The organism is Azonexus hydrophilus (assembly GCF_905120355.1).
GTDB lineage: Bacteria > Pseudomonadota > Gammaproteobacteria > Burkholderiales > Rhodocyclaceae > Azonexus.
Window position 1 is genome coordinate 83,576 of the sequence record NZ_CAJHOB010000012.1, and the last position, 17,690, is coordinate 101,265.

General features: G+C 64.2%; 13 protein-coding genes. All 13 read right to left on the reverse strand.

Annotated elements, in window-relative coordinates; genetic code table 11:
- Positions 1-17: 17 nt before the first annotated feature.
- The 13 genes from JYJ39_RS10705 to trmA all read right to left on the reverse strand — a co-directional run bounded on the left by JYJ39_RS10705 (position 18) and on the right by trmA (position 17,625).
- Entirely contained in the window at positions 18-572 is a 555-nt protein-coding gene (locus JYJ39_RS10705; protein ID WP_205204244.1) for a hypothetical protein, read from the reverse strand.
- 38 nt (positions 573-610) lie between these two features.
- Positions 611-4,435, reverse strand: coding sequence for a tetratricopeptide repeat protein (locus JYJ39_RS10710; RefSeq protein ID WP_205204245.1), 3,825 nt, complete (start codon positions 4,433-4,435; stop codon positions 611-613).
- Positions 4,398-7,199, reverse strand: coding sequence for a bifunctional glycoside hydrolase 114/ polysaccharide deacetylase family protein (locus JYJ39_RS10715; RefSeq protein WP_205204246.1), 2,802 nt, complete (start codon positions 7,197-7,199; stop codon positions 4,398-4,400). The genes JYJ39_RS10710 and JYJ39_RS10715 overlap by 38 nt, the downstream gene beginning before the upstream one ends.
- Positions 7,200-7,290: 91 nt before the next feature.
- Positions 7,291-8,565, reverse strand: coding sequence for a sulfate adenylyltransferase subunit CysN (gene cysN, locus JYJ39_RS10720; RefSeq protein WP_205204247.1), 1,275 nt, complete (start codon positions 8,563-8,565; stop codon positions 7,291-7,293).
- Positions 8,565-9,518 (reverse strand): sulfate adenylyltransferase subunit CysD, encoded by a 954-nt coding sequence (cysD, locus tag JYJ39_RS10725; protein ID WP_205204248.1) that lies wholly within the window; start codon positions 9,516-9,518, stop codon positions 8,565-8,567. Before cysD ends, cysN begins: the two co-directional genes overlap by 1 nt.
- Before the next feature lie 101 nt (positions 9,519-9,619).
- Positions 9,620-10,513, reverse strand: a complete 894-nt coding sequence (locus tag JYJ39_RS10730; protein WP_205204250.1) for a universal stress protein — start codon at positions 10,511-10,513, stop codon at positions 9,620-9,622.
- The gene (mnhG, locus tag JYJ39_RS10735; RefSeq protein ID WP_205204252.1) at positions 10,510-10,881 is read right to left on the reverse strand and encodes a monovalent cation/H(+) antiporter subunit G; all 372 of its coding nucleotides are present in this window, start codon (positions 10,879-10,881) and stop codon (positions 10,510-10,512) included. The genes JYJ39_RS10730 and mnhG overlap by 4 nt, the downstream gene beginning before the upstream one ends.
- Positions 10,882-10,891: 10 nt before the next feature.
- The gene (locus JYJ39_RS10740) at positions 10,892-11,167 is read right to left on the reverse strand and encodes a K+/H+ antiporter subunit F (protein WP_240189634.1); all 276 of its coding nucleotides are present in this window, start codon (positions 11,165-11,167) and stop codon (positions 10,892-10,894) included.
- Between the two features lie 2 nt (positions 11,168-11,169).
- A complete protein-coding gene (locus JYJ39_RS10745; RefSeq protein WP_205204257.1) occupies positions 11,170-11,643 on the reverse strand; it encodes a Na+/H+ antiporter subunit E in 474 nt (157 codons plus the stop codon).
- Positions 11,640-13,256 carry a monovalent cation/H+ antiporter subunit D gene (locus JYJ39_RS10750; RefSeq protein ID WP_205204259.1) on the reverse strand — a complete coding sequence of 539 codons (1,617 nt, stop codon included), beginning with the start codon at positions 13,254-13,256 and terminating at the stop codon, positions 11,640-11,642. Before JYJ39_RS10750 ends, JYJ39_RS10745 begins: the two co-directional genes overlap by 4 nt.
- Positions 13,257-13,260: 4 nt before the next feature.
- A complete protein-coding gene (locus JYJ39_RS10755; RefSeq protein ID WP_205204261.1) occupies positions 13,261-13,599 on the reverse strand; it encodes a Na+/H+ antiporter subunit C in 339 nt (112 codons plus the stop codon).
- Complete coding sequence (locus JYJ39_RS10760; protein WP_205204263.1) at positions 13,590-16,481, reverse strand: monovalent cation/H+ antiporter subunit A; 2,892 nt, start codon at positions 16,479-16,481, stop codon at positions 13,590-13,592. The genes JYJ39_RS10755 and JYJ39_RS10760 overlap by 10 nt, the downstream gene beginning before the upstream one ends.
- A gap of 49 nt (positions 16,482-16,530) precedes the next feature.
- The gene (gene trmA, locus JYJ39_RS10765) at positions 16,531-17,625 is read right to left on the reverse strand and encodes a tRNA (uridine(54)-C5)-methyltransferase TrmA (RefSeq protein WP_205204265.1); all 1,095 of its coding nucleotides are present in this window, start codon (positions 17,623-17,625) and stop codon (positions 16,531-16,533) included.
- Positions 17,626-17,690 lie beyond the last annotated feature (65 nt).

Sequence of the window (17,690 nt, forward strand, 5' to 3'; positions counted from 1 at the left end):
GAGTGCCCTGATGACGTTCAGCGCAAGCCAGAGAGCGCGTCGTTGAGCAGATCGCGGATCAACTGTCGGGCGACGGCGGAAAGCGCTTCCCGGCTCCAGCCGCTTTTGCCGCCCGCGCCGCTCCACAGGGTTTCACCGCTCTGCACGTCGATGATCTGCAAGGTGACGCCAGCAGCCGGTTCGCCATCGACGCCGACCTTGTAGCGCCATTCGTCCACCGCGCCGGTCAGCGCGTAGCGTGCGCCCTGCTGGCGCGCCCAGATGAGGGCGTCGTCCTGGAGCTTCTGCTCGCTGGCTTCGAACAGCGCTTCCTGGGTGCTGGCGGCCGGATAGCGCCTGACCTGGGCCTGGCTCCTGGCGCGCAGCAGGGCTTCGGCGATGGATTCGGCGCGCTGGCCGGCCAACGGCGTTTCGGTGTGGTTGGCAAACGGCAGGACGGCCCAGGTGGCTTGCCGCTCGAGCTGAGGAGCCGCGCCGTGCTCAAGTGTCGAGCAGGCACTGAGGAGAACGGCGCAGCAGCCGAGGCAGAGCGTCAGAAGGGAGCGGAGGCGTGGGATATGGGCGATGTTCATGGAAATCCTCTGTAGACGTGAAAGCTTGGGCGTGAAGTTCAGAAATGAATTCGATAGTTCAGGAAAAGGTCGCGCACGGGCGCGTTGGTCTGGGTGCCGGCCTTGCCCATGCCGAAACTGAGGGCAAGATGATCGGCCCCGAGGACGCTGCCGGCAAGACCGAGGCGCAGATCGTAACCGGCGCCGAGAATGCTGTGCCAGGTGCGGGCGATGCTGGCGAAGGGGCGGGTGGCGCGGGTGTATTCGCGTTCGTAGCGCATATCGGTGGACAAGCGGATGCCGTAGAAGCTGAAATTGTCTGGCAGAAAGTAATCCGGGCCGGGCGGCTGGTTGCCGCCGGAGGAAATGAAATCACGCGGATAGTAGCGTTCGATGCGGGCGTCGCGCGTCTTGAAGCCCTGGTAGCTGCCGACGCGGTCGAACTCGTGCTTCGACCAGAACACGGAAAATTCGAGGTCACGTGCCTCCTGCCGCAAGGTATGGGCGTAGGTGAGGCTGGTGTGGCGGCCATCGCCCAGTTTCGCGCCGGTTTGCAGGCGGTAGTCCTCGCGCCAGTGCTCGGCGATGATCTGGTCCAGCCGGGTGGGGCGGTAGCGCAGGCTGGCGCGCGCCAAATCCTTCATGCCGGCGATGCGCAGGGGTTGGCTTTCCTGGCTCGGCATGTCCTTGCCCAGGGTCAGGCGCAGCGCGAGGCGGTCGTCGATGCGCTGCTCGTGCTCGATTTGCAGTGGCGTGTAGCTGGCGAAGCTGTCGCGCCGCTCCACCAGGAAAATGGTTTCGCCGTCCGGGTGGCGCCAGGAGAGGCGGCTGCTGAAAAGCGTTTCGTCCGGCGCGGCGCGGATGATTTCCTTCTTCACCGCCTGCCGCATGATCTGGCCGAGTTCGACGTCGAGCGCCAGCCGCGGGTCAATGGCCAGATGCCAGGTGGTCGTGGCGTGGGTTTCCTCGAGCGAGTCGAAATCGTTGCGGCCCAGGGTGAAACCGGCGTGGTCGCTGAATTGCAGGAGGGTTTCGGTCAGCTGGAGATGCGTCGCGTCGTCGTCGGTCTGGTCGGTTTGCGCCTCGAACGCGGCGGTCTGCGCGAGGCGCAGGTCGTCGACGGCGCGCGCGGCATTGACCCGGTCGTAGCGTGGCAGGCGCTCGTCGAAGGTTTCCAGTAACTGCCCGGTCGCCGCCGTATCCCGTTCGGCTAGGGCGACGGTGATTTCCGCCCAGAGCGGGCGGTTGGCCCGGTTGCCGTGCGCCCTGGCGTACTGGTGCCAGAGAAAGGCGCGCTCGGCGGAATATTCGGCATTGTCTTGCAGCCAGCCGATGGCGGTTTCCGCCGCGGCGTTGGAGAAGCTGTCGCTTTCAGTGCGATCCAGGCGCAGCAATTCGCGCAGAACGTCGATACCGGCATCGCCCGGACGCTGCGTCAGCATCAGCCGGGTACGGGCGATTTGCCGCGTTTTTTCCAGCCCTTCCTCGGACAGCCACTGCCGGCGGGCGGATTCGCGCTGCTTGCCGGTCCGCTGCCATTCCTCGCTCAGAAGCTGGCGGCGCAGACGCCAGGCGAGATCGCTCTGCTGGTTCTGATCGAGCGCGTCGGCATAGTTCATCATCCACAACAGATCGTCGCGGTGCGCCGCGGCCTGCGGTTTCAGATAGCGTTGCAGCGCCACCTGCGGCAAGGAAAGCGCTTGATAGCTGGCGGCCAGCGAGTCGTGCATGGACGGGTCCTGCGCCCAGCGCGCTTCGTGGGTGGCGAGCAGCTTGCGCAGACAGACGGCGTCGTTGGTGTCGATGTGCAGCCAGAGTAGCGCCTGCTGCAGGGGGGCGGAGTCCGGGGCCAGTTGCAGGGCGGCTTCGAAGTTGCGGCGGGCCAGCGCAAATTGCCCGACGTTTTGCTGGTAAGTGCCGAGCAGCCGCAGGAATTCCGGGTTGGCGCGCAGCGGAGCCAAGGCGTGCCGCGTGGCGCCCGGCTGACTGTCGAGCCGGCGCATGAGCTGGCCGATTTCCGTCCAGTGGTTGCGGTTGCTGTACAGGCTCAGCGCCTGGATGAGATGTGCCGGCGAATCGAATTTGTCCCAGGCGTGAGCGGCGACGCGGGCGGCATCGAGCGGCGCGTCGTCGGCCAGCAGGCGGATCAAGGCGTCGAAATCGGCCGGCTGGGCCTTGTCGGCGTCGATCAGGCGGCGGAAGGCGTCGATGGCCTGCTCGTCCCGGTAGAGCATTGCCGACAACTGTCCGTTGAGCCGCCAGTATTCGACGTCATCCTCCGTTTCCAGGCCGGCCTGCGCGCGGGCGCGTTCCAGCCAGGTCAGACTTTCCGCGTGGCGACCGCGTATCAGCAGGATGACAGCGACGCGCAGGGCGCGCGCCGAGGTGAGTTGCCCGGGTTGCGCGAACAGGCGCTCCCAGTTTGCCAGGGCAAGATCGAGGTCGCCGTCGCGCTCGGCCAGTTCGGCCAGGAGCAGCAGGGCGTCGGGCAGGGCCGGATGGCGCGCGTTCTGCGTCAGGCGCTGCATGTATTGGATGGCTGCCTGCGGGTTGCCCTGCCGCTCATAGGCGGCGACGAGTTCGCGCACCAGTCGGAAATCGCCCGGCCGTCGCGTGATCTGGTGGTGCAGGGCGGGAATCAGGGCGCTGTCGTCGAACAGGCCGGGGGCCAGCCGCAGGACGCTGTCCCAGGCGGCTTCGCCGTAGCCGGACTGGGCCAGCGCAAGCCAGTTTTTCAGAGCTTGCTGCGGACGGCCCGTCCACTCGGCGACCTGCGCCAGCCGTTCGCGCCAGGCCTGGTTTCCGGGCGCCTGCCGCACGGCGGAATCGGCCACCCGCCAAGCGTCTTCAAGTTTGCGGTTTTCCAGGAAAACCTCGTAGCCTAGGGTATAGATATTGTCGTCGAAGGCGATGCCGGGGCCGCTGGCTTTGGCCTGTTGCGACGCCTTCTGCAAGCTGCCGTCGCCCCAGGCGCGGGCCATTTCCAGAGCGCGCCACTGTTGCAGCAGGGCAAGTTTGAGTAGATGGCGCACGTAGCGTTCCGCCACGTCCGGGCGGCCGGCGGCGCGCGCCAGTCGGGTTATGAGAAGCAGGGTTTCCGGGTCGTCGGCGAGCGGACCGATTTCCCGCTCGCCCATGCTCAGGGCTTCTTCGAGCAGATTGCCGGATTGCAGGATACGTAGGGCCTGGTGGAAATGCCGGCGCGCTTCGGCCGGATCACTCGCGTTCTTCCTTGCCAGCAGATGCAGCGCGGCGCTGCCCCGGTAATCGCCGTTGGCGAGAGCCTTGCTGGCGGCTTCCTGATAGAGCTGGCCGGCCTTTTTGGGGTCGTCGAGCGTCTGCGCGATGTCCTGGAACAACTGGTTGCCGAGGGCGGGCTGTTGCAGTAAATAGGCGGTGCTTGCCAGCTGGATTTTCTGATCGGCGGGCAGCGGCAGTTCACTGAGCGTGGTGAGCTGGCGCAGCAGATCTGTACGCAGGGCGTTGCGGGCGACGGCGTTCGTCGTCGCGGTGCTGCGGAAATCGTGCAGGGTAAGTTCCCACTGCACCCAGAGCGCCTGCTGGTGGACGCCCTGATCCTTCGTGCTGAGCGCCGGTTGCAGGGTGGTACGCGCTTGCGAGAACTGGCCGAGCGCTGCCTGACGGCGGGCGAGAATAAGGCGCAGCGTCGGGTTGTTCGGGTCGCTGCGCAGCAGGTTGGCGACGTAGGCGGCCGACAGGTCGCTTTCCGGCATCCGTGCCAGCCGGCGCTCTAGATCGGTACGCGGGTAGAGCAGGAAAAGCGCCGCGCCGACGATGCTGGCCAATAACGCGATCAGCCAGAGCGGGGCGAGCAGCGGGCGCGTTTCAGCGCGCGCAATCGACTTCGACGCGGGCGCTGGCATGGGGGGATCCAAAGCTGTGAACGCTCAGCGCGTCCTGTGTTTTCCTGCGGCCGGGCGCGGCCTGCTTGCCGTCGATGCGGACGGTGCAGCCGGCAAGGTTGGCCAGACTGAATTCGATCGGCACATGGCCGTTCAGCCTGAAAGCCAGACGGGTCGGCGTGGCTTGCCAATCGCTCAGGCGGGCGTTGGCGTCGCGCAGAAAAGGCCTGGATGGCGCGGCGTCCGATTTTTTCTCGTCGGCCGCGAACCATGCTGCGCCGTCGCCCAGATGGATGTACCAGCCTTCGCTGCCGTCTCTGTAGCCTGCAACCGAGACGGCGTCGATGAGGCGGGGCGCCCCGCCGTTCCAGCGTAGGGTGCGCAACTGGCCGTTGCCGCGGATGCGCCAGCCGCCGTTGTCGCGGGCGATGGCGATGGCGTGGAAATCCTGCACCTTGCGGATGAACTCGGAAGCGAATACCGGGTGCAGTTCCTGCGTTTTCGTCCAGGCGAAAGCCTTGTGCAGGGCATTGAGCCCGGCGCGCTTGCTTGCCGAATAGGTGTGGTAGTAGATGTCGACCGGCTTCAGGCGGCGTGGCGCGTTGGTCATTTCGAGCGATTCGATGACCTTCTCATAGCCGTAGTAGGGGCCGGTCCACAGGTTGGTGTAGATGTTCTCGTTGGTGATCGGCGCGTAAACCTGGAGTAAGCCGGATTTCTCGATGCCCAGCGCGCCTACCGCGGTCAGGCTCGGATTGGCGCGGGTGATCGAGGTGTCACCGCCGTTCATGTTGAGCAGCCCGGCTTGTTCAGTGAGCCGCAGGGTATCGGCGCCGGGGGCGGTGTCGCCCGACCAGAGCAGGATTTTCACGGGTTTTCCCGGTGGGGCCAGACGGTCGCGGATGTAGGCCGCCGAACCGACGGTTTCCCGCACGGCGTCGAAGGTGTAGCCGGGAATGTCGAGATGGTAGAGGCCTTCTTCGCGGTTCTTGTTGCCGGTCACGCCGGTGACGCTGGTATCCCAGACGAAGGGGTGCGACCAAGTGTGGCTGGCGATTTCGACGTGCGGCAGGCGGAAGATGCGGCGGGCGATGTCCTCCAGCTGCGGGCTGAGCTTGGGGTACAGGCCATGCGGGGCCACTTCGCTCTCGACGACGGAGACGGTGGTGGGAATCCGGTATGCGCTGAGGATTTCGTCGAGCAGCGCCTGGGCGGCGAACGGGCTGCCAGGCAGTTCGGCGCGCGACGGAAAACCGTCGCCGTCGATGTGGGAGAAGAACAGGCGGCGGCCATTTTCGGTGGTGGTGTCCGGGATGGGTATCGCCGGCAGGCGCAGCGCGCTTTGCAGGAAGGCAAAGGGGTCGATGGCCCAGCGCGCCTGATCGCTGCCAGGGACTTCGATCAGGGCGAAAGGGTCGAGAATGAAGCCGCCCCAGGGCAAGATGGCACCGGCCAGATAACGCTGACCACCGGCGTCGCGCAGTTCGAGCAGGGTCTGTTCGGGCGGCGTCCCAGCCGCTTGCAGGGTGGGGGCGTCATGGCGCGATACCATCGGCGGGGCTTCGAATCCGATCATGGCGTGCTGCTGGCTGATGTTGAGCGGCTGCTTGGCTTGGGCGTCCGTCGTTTTCAGGCCGAGCCGCGCTGCAAAGCCGCGATCCACCTGAAAACCGGGGTCGCCGATGATGGCGAGCGGCATGCGCTGTTCGATCTGCTTGCCGAGCCACTGGATGAGCGGACGCTGTCTGCCTGCCGCAATACTGCCGGAGAACCAGGTGGCGACGCCGGCGTAGCGGTCGCCGAAAATCTCGTCGGGCAGTGGTTTCTGGACATCGGCGTAATCGACGACGTAGCCCATGTGGTTGAGTGGCAGTTGCAGGTAGCGGTGGGCGTTGGAGTAATTCAGCGAGGGCGATTCTTTGCTGTCGTACACGATCAGTACGCGGCGCGGCACGGCCTCGATGCGCCCGACGCCGATGCTTTCTAGTTTGGCGTCGGTTACCCAGGGGGTGAAGCCGAGCGCGCGGATCTTGTCGGCGGTTTCGCGCGCCAGCTGGCGCTCGTGCGGTGGCACGTAGTCGATGACCAGGATTTCCACACCGTCGCGCTGCCGAATGGTGTTCAGTTGGGCGAGCAGCCATTCGCGGTCCGCCTCGGGTACTTTGTCGTAGCGTGCGCCGCCCGCCGACCAGCGACGGAACAGGGATTCGGCGGCCACCATGCGAATTTTGTCCTTGACGGCCGGGACGATCTCGAAGCCCCGGTTGAGGATCAGGGCGATCCCCGGAAAGCGCTTGTGCAGCGTTTCGATGACGCGGATCAGCCCCTGCTGCTGCGCCTGCTCATTGAAATCCGGGAGCAGCCGGTAGGAATCCAGCGTGTCGAGAAAGAAGCCGCGGTAGCCCTTGTTCCAGAGCGGAGCGATAACCTCGTTGGCAAAGAACTCCGGCCACTCGGGCGGCGTCTGGTCGATGACTTCAGAGTTCCAGTCGGCGTTTTTCGCTAATTTCCAGTGAGCCGGAATGCTCGTGTAGTAAGGGCGGCTGGCGTGTACCTCGGCCACCGAGACATAGGCGTAAAGCTCGGTGTCCGCTGCGCGCCAGACGAGAGGGTCGTGCCCGTGGTCGGGTTCGACGACGATGGTGTCGAAAACACGGAATTCCTTGAGCGGGATGTGCTGCCCGTAGTAGAGGGCGATATCGGTGGCGGCGAGTGCGTTGGCAGAGCAGAACGGAAGGAGAGGGAGAGACGCGCAGAACGCAACAAGTAGTCGCAGAATTTTCATGGCCGCAACAATATACGTAGTTAAGCGTCTCCAGGCTAATTTTTGTGCTGTCAGTGTAAAGTTCTGTGGTGAAGCGCCGCCTGCGGAATCACTACGCAATCATTCCCGCCCCCACTGTGTTGTTGTTGCTTTCATCAATGACGATGAAAGCACCGGTGGCGCGGTTGTCCCGATAGGGGTCGATGAACAGTGGCTGGGCGAGCTTGAAGCTGACTTCGGCGATGTCATTCATGGCCAGCTTTTCAGCCGGCAGGTTTTCCAGTGAATTCACGTCCAGCCGATGTGCGATGCTGGTCAGTTTGGCCTTGGTTTCCCGTGTGGTGTGGCGGATCAGGTAGGTGCGATTGCGGTCGAGCGGTGTTTCGGCGAGCCAGCACAAGGTAGCGCGGATTTCCTTGACCGTGGCCGGCGCTTCGGCGCTCTTGACGATCATGTCGCCGCGCGAGCAGTCGATCTCGTCGGCCAGTAGCAGGGTCACCGACTGCTCGGTGGTGGCTTTGCCGATGTCGACACCACCGATCTGCACCGCCTTGACGGTCGATTGCAGGCCACTGGGGAGCACGGTGACGGCATCGCCAACCTGGATATGGCCGGATTCGACCTGCCCCATGAAGCCGCGGTAATCGTGTAGCTCTGGGTTGGCCGAGTCCTGCGGGCGGCAGACGTATTGCACCGGGAAGCGGAAGGGTTCGGCGTGCTCGCTGTGTGCCGCCGGCACGGCTTCGAGGGTTTCCAGCAGGGTGGGGCCCTGATACCAGGACAGTGCCTCGCCACGTTCGACGATCATGTCGCCGTTCAGCGCCGACAGCGGGATGAAGCGCACGTCGGTAATGCCCAGTTTTTCGGCGAAGGCGAGGTAGTCGGCACGGATTTCCTCAAAGCGGGCCTGGGAATAATCGACCAGGTCCATCTTGTTGACCGCCACCACCAGGTGCGGGATGCCGACCAGCTCAGCCAGCTTGGAGTGGCGGCGGGTCTGTGTCAGCACACCCTTGCGCGCATCGACCAGAATGATGGCCAGGTTGGCGGTGGACGCGGCGGTGACCATGTTGCGGGTGTATTGCTCGTGGCCCGGCGCGTCGGCGATGATGTACTTGCGCGTGCCGGTGCTGAAGTAGCGGTAGGCGACGTCGATGGTGATGCCTTGCTCACGCTCGGCTTGCAGGCCGTCGGTCAGGAGCGACAGGTCGACCGCGCCGAGGCCGCGTTTCTGCGAGGTTTTTTCAATGGCTTGCAGGGTGTCGGCCAGTACCGCCTTGGTGTCGTAGAGCAGGCGGCCGATCAGGGTGCTTTTGCCGTCGTCGACGCTGCCGCAGGTGAGGAAGCGCAGCAGGCCGTGGTCTTGGATTTTTTCGCGGGTGGTCATCAGAAGTAACCCTCTTTCTTGCGTTGTTCCATGGAGGCTTCGCTGGTCTGGTCGTCCAGACGCGTGGCGCCGCGCTCGGTGATGGTGGTGGTGGCGGTTTCCAGCACGATTTTCCCGACGGTGTCGGCATCCGACTCGACCGGCGCCGTGCAGGAGATGTCGCCGACGGTACGGAAGCGCACCAGCTTTTCGACGATTTCTTCACCTGCCTTCGGCAGGTTGGTCAGCTCGCCGGAAACCAGCGGCACATTGACCGGCACGATGGCGCGAGTTTCGCCAGACCCGCGGATGACCACCGGACGTTTGTGGGCGAAATAGATCGACGGCAGTTCGAGCTTTTCGCGCTCGATGTATTGCCAGACGTCCATTTCGGTCCAGTTGGAGATCGGGAAGGCGCGGATGTTCTCGCCCTTGTGAGTACGGGCGTTGAAGAGGTTCCACAGTTCCGGGCGCTGGTTCTTCGGATCCCATTGGCCGAATTCGTCGCGGAAGCTCATGATGCGTTCCTTGGCGCGGGCCTTTTCCTCGTCGCGGCGGGCGCCGCCGATGCAGCAGTCGAAGCCGAATTCCTCGATGGCTTCGAGCAGGGTCACCGACTGGTGCTTGTTGCGCGATTCGCCTTCGTGCTTCAAGACGACCGTGCCGCGCTTCATCGAATCTTCGACCGAACGCACGATCAGGCGTTCACCCAGTTCAGCAGCGCGTTTGTCGCGGAAGGCGACCACTTCCTGATAGTTGTGGCCGGTGTCGATGTGCAGCAGCGGGAAGGGGAACTTGCCGGGGCGGAAGGCCTTCTCGGCGATGCGCAGCATGCAGATCGAGTCCTTGCCGCCGGAAAACAGCAGCACCGGATTGGCGCACTGGCCGGCCACTTCGCGCATGATGTGGATGGCTTCGGCTTCCAGCCAGTCGAGGTGGGAGAGAGGGGGGGGGATAAGATCGAAGGCGCTCATTGCAAGGTGTCCACAAACGAATGGGGCGCATTGTAGCGCGCCCTTAATTACTAATTAAGAACTATGGTGCATCTTGTTATTTTTTTATGGAATATGCTGGGTTACACCGAGACCAGTACATCACCCCGTGATTCGTCGACCACGTAACGTGTCGTGCTGCCGATCAGCAATTCCTCAACCAGCTGGTTGCCCCGCCGGCCGAGGACGATCAGATCGCAGTCCTGGTTGCTTTCGATTTCATGGATCAGGCCGGCAGCGTTGCCGTGCAGGGCAAGCAGGGTGCTGTTTTCCGGCAGAATCTGCTCGCGCTCGGCAAGTTCGCGCAGCTGTTGCATCCCCTTGTTTTGTGCCTGGATGCGGTATTGCTGGATGATGTCGCTGTCAACGCCGGCGTAACGCATTTTTCCCTCGAAAGGCAGTTCCAGCACGTGCAGCAGGGTCAGCCAGGCCTGGGGGGCGAGTTGGCGCACCAGGCGCAGCGCGGCGAGCGAGCTCGGCGAAAAATCAATACCGACCAGGGCATGCTGGTAGGGCGTTGTCGCCGCCCCTTTGACGACTAGCAGCGGCTGTCTGCTTTTGCGCAGCAGGCGGGCGGCGGTGGAGCCCACGGTCAGATGGCGCAGGCTGGTTTCGCCGCGAGAACCGACGACGAGCAGAGGGCTGCACAGATCGCTGGCGTGCTGTAGCAAGGCGTCGACAGGTTTGCCCAGGAGGACATGGCAGTCGGTGTCCAGTCCGTGCGTGTGGCGCGGATCGTTGGCCAGAGTCTGCAGTTCGGCCATGGCTTTTCCGACCAGGGAACTGGAAATTGCCGGTACCTGTGGCGTCAGCAGGCGCTGCAGTTCATCGAGGAAGCCCGGGGCGATGGCATGCGCCAGATGCAGCGGCCAGTCGTGCTGGGCTGCCAGCAGGGCAGCACGATCCACTGCCAGGTTGGCGCTGGGGGAAAAATCAGTGGCAACGAGCAGAGGGGGCCTGGGGGCGGCGGCCATCATGGTGTGTCCTCCTCTGCAGACCGTTTCGTTTCCTGCCGTTCCGGGGGGCGAACCAGGTGTGCCCGCTCACGGAAACGCGCTGCGCGCATCAGCAGCAAGGTGGTGACCGGGGCCGTCATGACCAGGAACAGGCCGATCACTACTTCATGGATGACCCAGCGCCCGCTCAGGCCCGAGGACACCAGCATCGAGGCGAGCAGCACCCCGCCGGCACCGAGCGTGGTGCCCAGGGTGGGTGCATGGATGCGGGCGTAAAAATCCTGCAGCCGGAGCAGGCCCAGGCAGCCGATCAGGGTCAGCAGGCCGCTCAGGATCAGTAGCAGGGCGGCGGGGAGGGCAAACCAGAGGGGGAGTTCGGATAAGGGCATGAGCAGTCCTCTACGGTTCGATGAGTTCACCGCGCAGCAAGAACTTTGCCAGCGCGGCCGAGCCGACAAAACCAAACAGGGCAATCAGCAGGGCAATGTCGAAGTACAGCAGCGAACCCAGTTCCATCCCCAGGGTGAGGATGATCAGCAGTCCGTTGATGTACAGGGTGTCGAGCGCCAGGATGCGATCCTGCGCCGAAGGGCCCAGCCACAGTCGGACGGTGGCGAAAATGACGGCGATGCCGAAGCAGCAGAGGGCGAAATAGAGTGCGGCAGGAAGTAGCATGTTCACTCGAAAATCTCCCTTAAGGGGCGTTCGTAACGTTCCTTGATGGTGTGGATCCAGACGCTCTCGTTCTGCAGGTCGAGAATGTGCAGGGTGAGGATGTTGTTTGCCTGGTCGTGCCCCGCCCAGACCGTGCCCGGGGTGGCGGTGACGATCATGGCCAGCGTGGCCAGTGCGTGGGGATCACGCAGGTCGAGCGGAATGTCGAGAAAGCCGATGCGGGGCTGCCGGTGCGGGGCACCCAGGATGATGCTGCTGACCGCGATGTTGGAACGGACGATATCGCAGAAGACGTGCCAGAGCAGTTGCACTGCCAGCAGCGGCCGCTTTGGGCGGGCACCAAGGGGGCGTAAGCGTTTTGCCAAGGCGGCGACGACCACGGCGAAGAGCAGGCCGAGCAGCCAGTGTCCCGGTGCCAGCGATTGATTCAGCAACAGCCAGAAGGCGAGCAGCAGGGGGACCAGGCCAAGTCTCATGGCTGGCCTCCTCGCACTGGGGAAAGTACGGCGCCGATGTAGTCGGCGGGGTCGTAGAGACTGCGTGAAGCGGCCTCGGCCAGCGCGAGCAGCTCTTCCGGCAGCAGGGCCAGACCGAGGCAGAGGGTGAGCAGGAAGGCGACCGGGCCGGCCTCCAGCCATTGCAGGTGCGGGGTGGGGCGGGCCATGTCCCAGAATACGCGGATGCCCAGGCGCGACAGGGCAATCAACCCGGCTAGGCCGGAAATGAGCAGGGCCGCGATGAACAGGCCGGTGTGGATGAGGGGGGCCGCCGGTAGCGAAGCCAGTGCCGCTCCCAGCAGTGCCAGCTTGCCGACGAAGCCGGACAACGGTGGCAAACCGGTGAGCAGCAACACGCAGGCGACAAAGGAGAGGCCGAGAAAGGCCGTGGCGGCGGGAATGGCGACACCGACCTGCTCGTCGGGCGTGTCTTCGTCGTGCAATTCGACCCCGAAAGCCTCCTGGCTGATGGCGAGCAGATCGGCGCCGACACGGCGGTTGCGTTCTGCCATTTCGATCAGCATGAAGAAGGCGCCGCCGCCCAGAACCGAGCTGACCAGATAGTAGATGGCCGGCCCGGTGAGCAGGGTGCCGGTGAAACCGAAGGCGGTGAGCAGGGTGCCGGAGGAGACAACGACCAAAAACGCCGCCAGCCGGTCCAGCGACTGGCTGCTGAGGACACCGAGGGTGCCGCTGAACATGGTGGCCAGGCCGCAGTAGAACAGCCAGTCGCCACCGAACGGTGCCGGCGCCGGGCTACCGCTCTCCTGAAAGAGTACGCCCAGACGCAGCAGCACATAGACCCCCACCTTGGTCAGGATGGCAAAAATCGCACCCACCGGTGGGACGGCGTGACCGTACGCCGCCGGCAACCAGAAATTGAGCGGCCAGGCGGCGGCCTTGGTCAGGAACACCACGCCGAGCAGGGCGGCGGCGCTGTTGAAGAGGGCGCGGTCGGTGGCCGGTAGTGCGGCGATCCGCAGCGGGAGTTCGGCCAGGTTCAGGGTCCCGGTCAGGCCGTACACCAGGGCGATGCCGATCAGGAAGACCAGTGAGGCGACCAGATTGACCACGATGTAATGCAGGCCGGCACGCACGCGCGGGCCGCCGGAAGCATGCAGCAGCAGCCCGTAGGAGGCGGCAAGCATGATCTCGAAAAAGACGAAGAGGTTGAACAGGTCGCCGGTGAGGAAGCTGCCATTGAGGCCCATGAGCAGGAACTGGAACAGTGGCAGGTAATGGACGCCGGCCTTTTCCCAGCGTGCCACCGAATAGACCAGCGCGGCTAGGCCGAGGGTGGCGGTCAGCAGCACCATGATGGCGGACAGGCGGTCCACGACCAGGACAATGCCGAAGGGGGCGACCCAGCCGCCGAGGGCGTAGACCCCGATTGATTCCGTCCACGGCAGGGTGAGACGGCCATCGCTGCCGGCGAGGAGCAGCAGGGCGATGGCGAATTGCGCCAGCAGGGCGAGAATGGACAGGGCCAGGCGCGGGCCATGCCGGCTGTCGCTGGAGAAGAGCAGCAGCGTGCCGGCCAGCATGGGCAACAGGATGGGCAGGATGGGAAGGTGTGTCAGCAGGAAAGCCATGGCGTCAGTTTTCGTCTGTTTCCTTGCCGTCAACGTGGTCGGTGCCGCTCAGGCCCCGGGCGGCAAGCAGCACGACGAGAAAGAGCGAGAGTGTGGCGAAGCCGATGACGATGGCGGTTAGCACCAGGGCTTGTGGCACCGGGTCGGCGTACTGCGCGGCACTGCCTGGGGTAATGATCGGCGGTACGCCCGTTTGCAGACGGCCCATGCCGAAAATGAACAGATTCACCGCGTAGCCCAGCAGCGAAAGGCCGATGATGACCTGGAAAGTACGTGGGCGCAGGAGCAGGTAGATGCCGGCACCGGCCATGATGCCGATGGCCAGGGAAAAGATCAGTGCCATTGGCGTGCCTCCTGACCGGCTGCAGTGCGGGCGGCGGTGGTTCGCAGTGTCTGGTGGGCGATGGCAATCAGGATCAGTACCGTGGCACCCACGACCAGCATGTACACCCCCAGGTCGAACAAGAGTACGGAAGATAGGTGTACTTCGCCCAACCAGGGCAATGCACCATGCCAGCCCTGGGATTTGAGGAACGGCGCTCCATTGAAGGTCGCCAGCAAGCCCGCGCTGGCGGCTGCCAGCAGACCGCAGGCAATCCAGTACACCGGCCGGATGCGCAGGCGCGCCTCCAGCCAGCCGATGCCGCTGATCAGGTATTGCAGGATGATGGTGGTGGCAAAAATCAGCCCGCCGACGAAGCCACCGCCCGGTTCGTGGTGACCACGCAGCAGGAAATACAGCGACACCAGGACCGCCATCGGCAACAGCAGGCGCACCAGAACTGCCGGTAGCATCAGGTAGCCGGCTGGCAACTTGTCGCCCAGTTGCTGGCTGAAAGGCGTCGGTGCCTCGGCCGCCTGTAGTTGTTGTTGTGCCGGCAGGAGCGTGCTTTCCGGTGCCGGTCGGAAACGCCGCAGCAGGGCGTAAACGGTGAGGGCGACGATGCCCAGGACGGTGATTTCGCCGAAAGTATCGAAGCCGCGGAAGTCGACCAGAATGACGTTCACCACGTTCTGGCCGCCGCCCAGCGGTAGCGCGTTTTGGGTGAAGAAATCGGCCAGCTGGGTTGGCGCCGGGCGGCTGAGAATGGCGTAGGAAAGGGCGGCCAGGCCACCACCGCCAAGCAGGGCGAGCAGGAAATCGCGACTGCGGCGCAACTGGGCGCGCAGGGAGCCGCGGCCGGAAGGCGGGGGGTTGCCGCGCGGTAGCCAGCGCAGACCGAGCAGGATCAGCACCACCGTCACCACTTCCACCGCCAGTTGTGTCAGCGCCAGATCGGGCGCCGAGAACCAGACGAAGGTCAGACTGGTGGCCAGCCCGGCGCCACCCGACAGGATCAGGGCAGCCAGGCGCTGGTATTTGGCGAACCAGGCCGCCCCCAAGGCGCATGCTCCGCCCATCAGCCACAGCAGCACGAAGGCCGGATGCGGCCAGGGCATGGCCTGTGTGCCGGGAAGCAGCGGCTCGGCGAGGAAGGGAAGTCCCGCCGCAAGGCAGGCCAGAATGAGGACGAGAATCTGGGTCTGCAGGCGGGTCGAGCTGATGAGTTGCAGCAAGCGATCGGCGGTGACGTTGAGCGTGCGCAGCAACCAGGTGAAGGCCGTCTTGCCATCCAGCTGGCGCAGACTGGGTAGTTTCTGGCCATAGGGCTGCAACACGAATTGGTACAAGGTGATGCCGCCGAACAGGGCGACCAGGCTCATCAGCAGTGGCAGATTGACGCCATGCCACATCGCCAGGTCGTAAATCGGTGCCTGGGCGCCCAGCAGGGCGTCGGTCGCCAGGTGCAGGTAGGGGCCGACGGTGGCGCCGGGCAGGACGCCGACCAGCAGGCAGGCGGCGACCAGCAAGGCGCTGGGTAGCAGCATCCAGCGGGTCGGGTCGTGCGGCGTCTGCGGCAGATCGGTGGTGGGCGGGCCGAAGAAAGCGCCGTGAATGAACCGCAAGGAATACGCGACGCTGAACATGCCGGCCAGTGTCGCCACGACCGGCAGGAGAATGCGTTGCCATTCGGGGCGGGCGAGCATCACCGTCTCGGAAAAGAACATTTCCTTGGATAGAAAGCCGTTCAGCAGCGGCACCCCGGCCATCGCTGCCGCAGCGACTCCGGCGAGGGCGGCGGTCAGCGGCATGGCCAGGCGCAGTCCGGACAGACGGCGGATGTCGCGGGTGCCGGTTTCATGGTCGACAATGCCGGCCGCCATGAACAGCGAGGCTTTGAAGGTGGCGTGGTTGACGATGTGAAAGACAGCCGCCACCAGCGCCAGTTCGCTGTTCATGCCGAGCAGCAGGGTGATCAGGCCGAGGTGGCTGATGGTGGAATAGGCCAGCAGGCCCTTCATGTCGTTCTGCAGCAGGGCAAGATAGCCGCCGAGGAGCAGGGTGACGAGACCCGAGCCGCCGATCAGCCAGAACCATAGATCGCTGCCAGCCAGCACTGGCCACAGGCGGGCAAGGAGAAACACCCCGGCTTTGACCATGGTGGCTGAATGCAGGTAGGCCGAGACCGGTGTCGGGGCGGCCATGGCGTGCGGCAGCCAGAAATGGAAGGGGAACTGCGCGCTTTTGGTCAGCGCGCCGAGGGCAATCAGGCAGACGATGGCGGGATACCAGGCGTGTGCCTTGATCTGTTCTGCGGCCGCCAGTACGGCATCGATTTCGTAACTGCCGACGATATGGCCGATCAGTAGCATGCCGCCGAGCATGGCCAGACCGCCCATGCCGGTGACGGTGAGCGCCATGCGCGCGCCGGTGCGGGCATCCTGGCGGTGATGCCAGTAGGCGATCAGCATGAAAGAGGCGAGGCTAGTCAATTCCCAGAACATCGCCAGTTGCAGCAGATTGCCGGACAGCACGATACCCAGCATGGCTCCCATGAAGGCGAGCAGAAAGGCGAAAAAGCGCGGCACCGGGTCTTCCGGCGACATGTAGTAGCGCGCATAAAACACCACCAGCAGGCCGATCAGCGCCACCAGCAGGGCAAACAACCAGGCGAAGCCATCCATGCGCAACTGAAAGGCAATTTTCAGCGTTGGCGACCAGATTTGTTCGTAATACAGCGCTCCGTTTGTTTCAATCGCCGGCAGTTGCCACAGGATCAGGGCGCTGACGGAAGCTGCGACGATACCCGCCAGCCAGGCTTCGGCATTGCGGGCATTGGTGGGCAACAGTGCGGCGCACAAGCTGCCGAGAAAAGGTAGAACAAGGATCAGAAACAAGGACATGCGCCCGAGTTTAACTGAGGAAATGCTGGAATCCAGCCTTGGTGTTGGCTTACGGGGAGTTTTTTTTCAGCAGCAGACCGCACTCGAGATGGGGGGTGTAGGGAAACTGGTCGAACAGGGCGCTGGCCGCGATGTGGTGGCTGGCTGCGAGAGCCTCGACGTTGTCGCGCAGGGTATGCGGATTGCACGAAATGTAGAGAATGTTGGGGAATCCGGCGGCCAGCGCCAGAGTGGCCGGGTCGAGCCCGCTGCGCGGCGGGTCGACGAATAGTGTCGAGAAACGGTAGCGCGTCAGATCGATATCGCGTAAACGGCGAAACGTGCGCACACCCTGCAGGGCAGCGCTGATCTCTTCGCTGGCCAGGCGGGCGATGGCGACATTGTGTCGCTGATTCTCCGTCAGGTTGTGTTCGGCGGCGGCAACGGAGATCTTGCTCATTTCGGTGGCCAGAACCTGCCCGAACAAGGGGGCCAGGGCGACGGTGAAATTGCCGTTGCCGCAGTAGAGTTCGAGCAGATCACCGCCCAGGTTCTGCGCTTGCGTCCTGGCCCAGGTCAGCATGTGCTGATTCACCCCGCCATTGGGCTGGCTGAAGGCCCCTTCGTATTGCCGGTAGTGCAGGGTTTCGCCGGCAACGTGCAGACTTTCCTCCACCCAGTCCCGCTGCAGGACGATTTTTTGCCCACGACTGCGCCCGATCAGGGCAATGCCGAGCGTCTCGGCGAGTTGGCGGGCGGCGTCTTCCCATTCGGTGTCGAGTGGCCGACGGTAAATCAGAGTGACCAGCATGTCGCCGCGCAGGGTGGCGAGAAACTCCACCCCGTACAGACGCTGGCAGAGTCGTGGCGACTGCAGGGTGGCGGCGCGCAGGCGCGGCATCAGCGCACAGATGGCTGCGTCGGCAACGGGAAACTCCGTGAGCAAGACCGGCTGGCGCGGGTTCTCTGGGTCGAACATGGCGTAATCCCAGACGCCGTCGTGCTGCCAGGCGCGAAACTCGGCGCGCAGGCGGTAATGCGTGCTGGCAGAGGCAAAGACGGCAGGCTCTGGCAGCGTCAGAGCGGCAAACAAAGCCTGAAAAGCTGATTTTTTTTCCGCCAATTGTGTGGTGTAGCGGTTGGGGTCGAGCGTGGAGAACGGCATGGTCTTTAAGGTCGGGGATCAGCACTGGGCGGCGACTATAGCGCGTAAATTCGCTGGCACAGGGA

Bases quoted from the DNA above. Each gene is read 5' to 3' on its own strand.
- JYJ39_RS10750 (WP_205204259.1), bottom strand. From the start codon at position 13,256: ATGGCTTTCCTGCTGACACACCTTCCCATCCTGCCCATCCTGTTGCCC.
- cysD (WP_205204248.1), bottom strand. From the start codon at position 9,518: ATGAGCGCCTTCGATCTTATCCCCCCCCCTCTCTCCCACCTCGACTGG.
- mnhG (WP_205204252.1), bottom strand. From the start codon at position 10,881: ATGCCCTTATCCGAACTCCCCCTCTGGTTTGCCCTCCCCGCCGCCCTG.
- trmA (WP_205204265.1), bottom strand. From the start codon at position 17,625: ATGCCGTTCTCCACGCTCGACCCCAACCGCTACACCACACAATTGGCG.
- JYJ39_RS10705 (WP_205204244.1), bottom strand. From the start codon at position 572: ATGAACATCGCCCATATCCCACGCCTCCGCTCCCTTCTGACGCTCTGC.
- JYJ39_RS10760 (WP_205204263.1), bottom strand. From the start codon at position 16,481: ATGTCCTTGTTTCTGATCCTTGTTCTACCTTTTCTCGGCAGCTTGTGC.
- JYJ39_RS10715 (WP_205204246.1), bottom strand. From the start codon at position 7,199: ATGAAAATTCTGCGACTACTTGTTGCGTTCTGCGCGTCTCTCCCTCTC.
- JYJ39_RS10745 (WP_205204257.1), bottom strand. From the start codon at position 11,643: ATGAGACTTGGCCTGGTCCCCCTGCTGCTCGCCTTCTGGCTGTTGCTG.
- JYJ39_RS10730 (WP_205204250.1), bottom strand. From the start codon at position 10,513: ATGATGGCCGCCGCCCCCAGGCCCCCTCTGCTCGTTGCCACTGATTTT.
- JYJ39_RS10755 (WP_205204261.1), bottom strand. From the start codon at position 13,599: ATGGCACTGATCTTTTCCCTGGCCATCGGCATCATGGCCGGTGCCGGC.
- JYJ39_RS10740 (WP_240189634.1), bottom strand. From the start codon at position 11,167: ATGCTACTTCCTGCCGCACTCTATTTCGCCCTCTGCTGCTTCGGCATC.
- JYJ39_RS10710 (WP_205204245.1), bottom strand. From the start codon at position 4,435: ATGCCAGCGCCCGCGTCGAAGTCGATTGCGCGCGCTGAAACGCGCCCG.
- cysN (WP_205204247.1), bottom strand. From the start codon at position 8,565: ATGACCACCCGCGAAAAAATCCAAGACCACGGCCTGCTGCGCTTCCTC.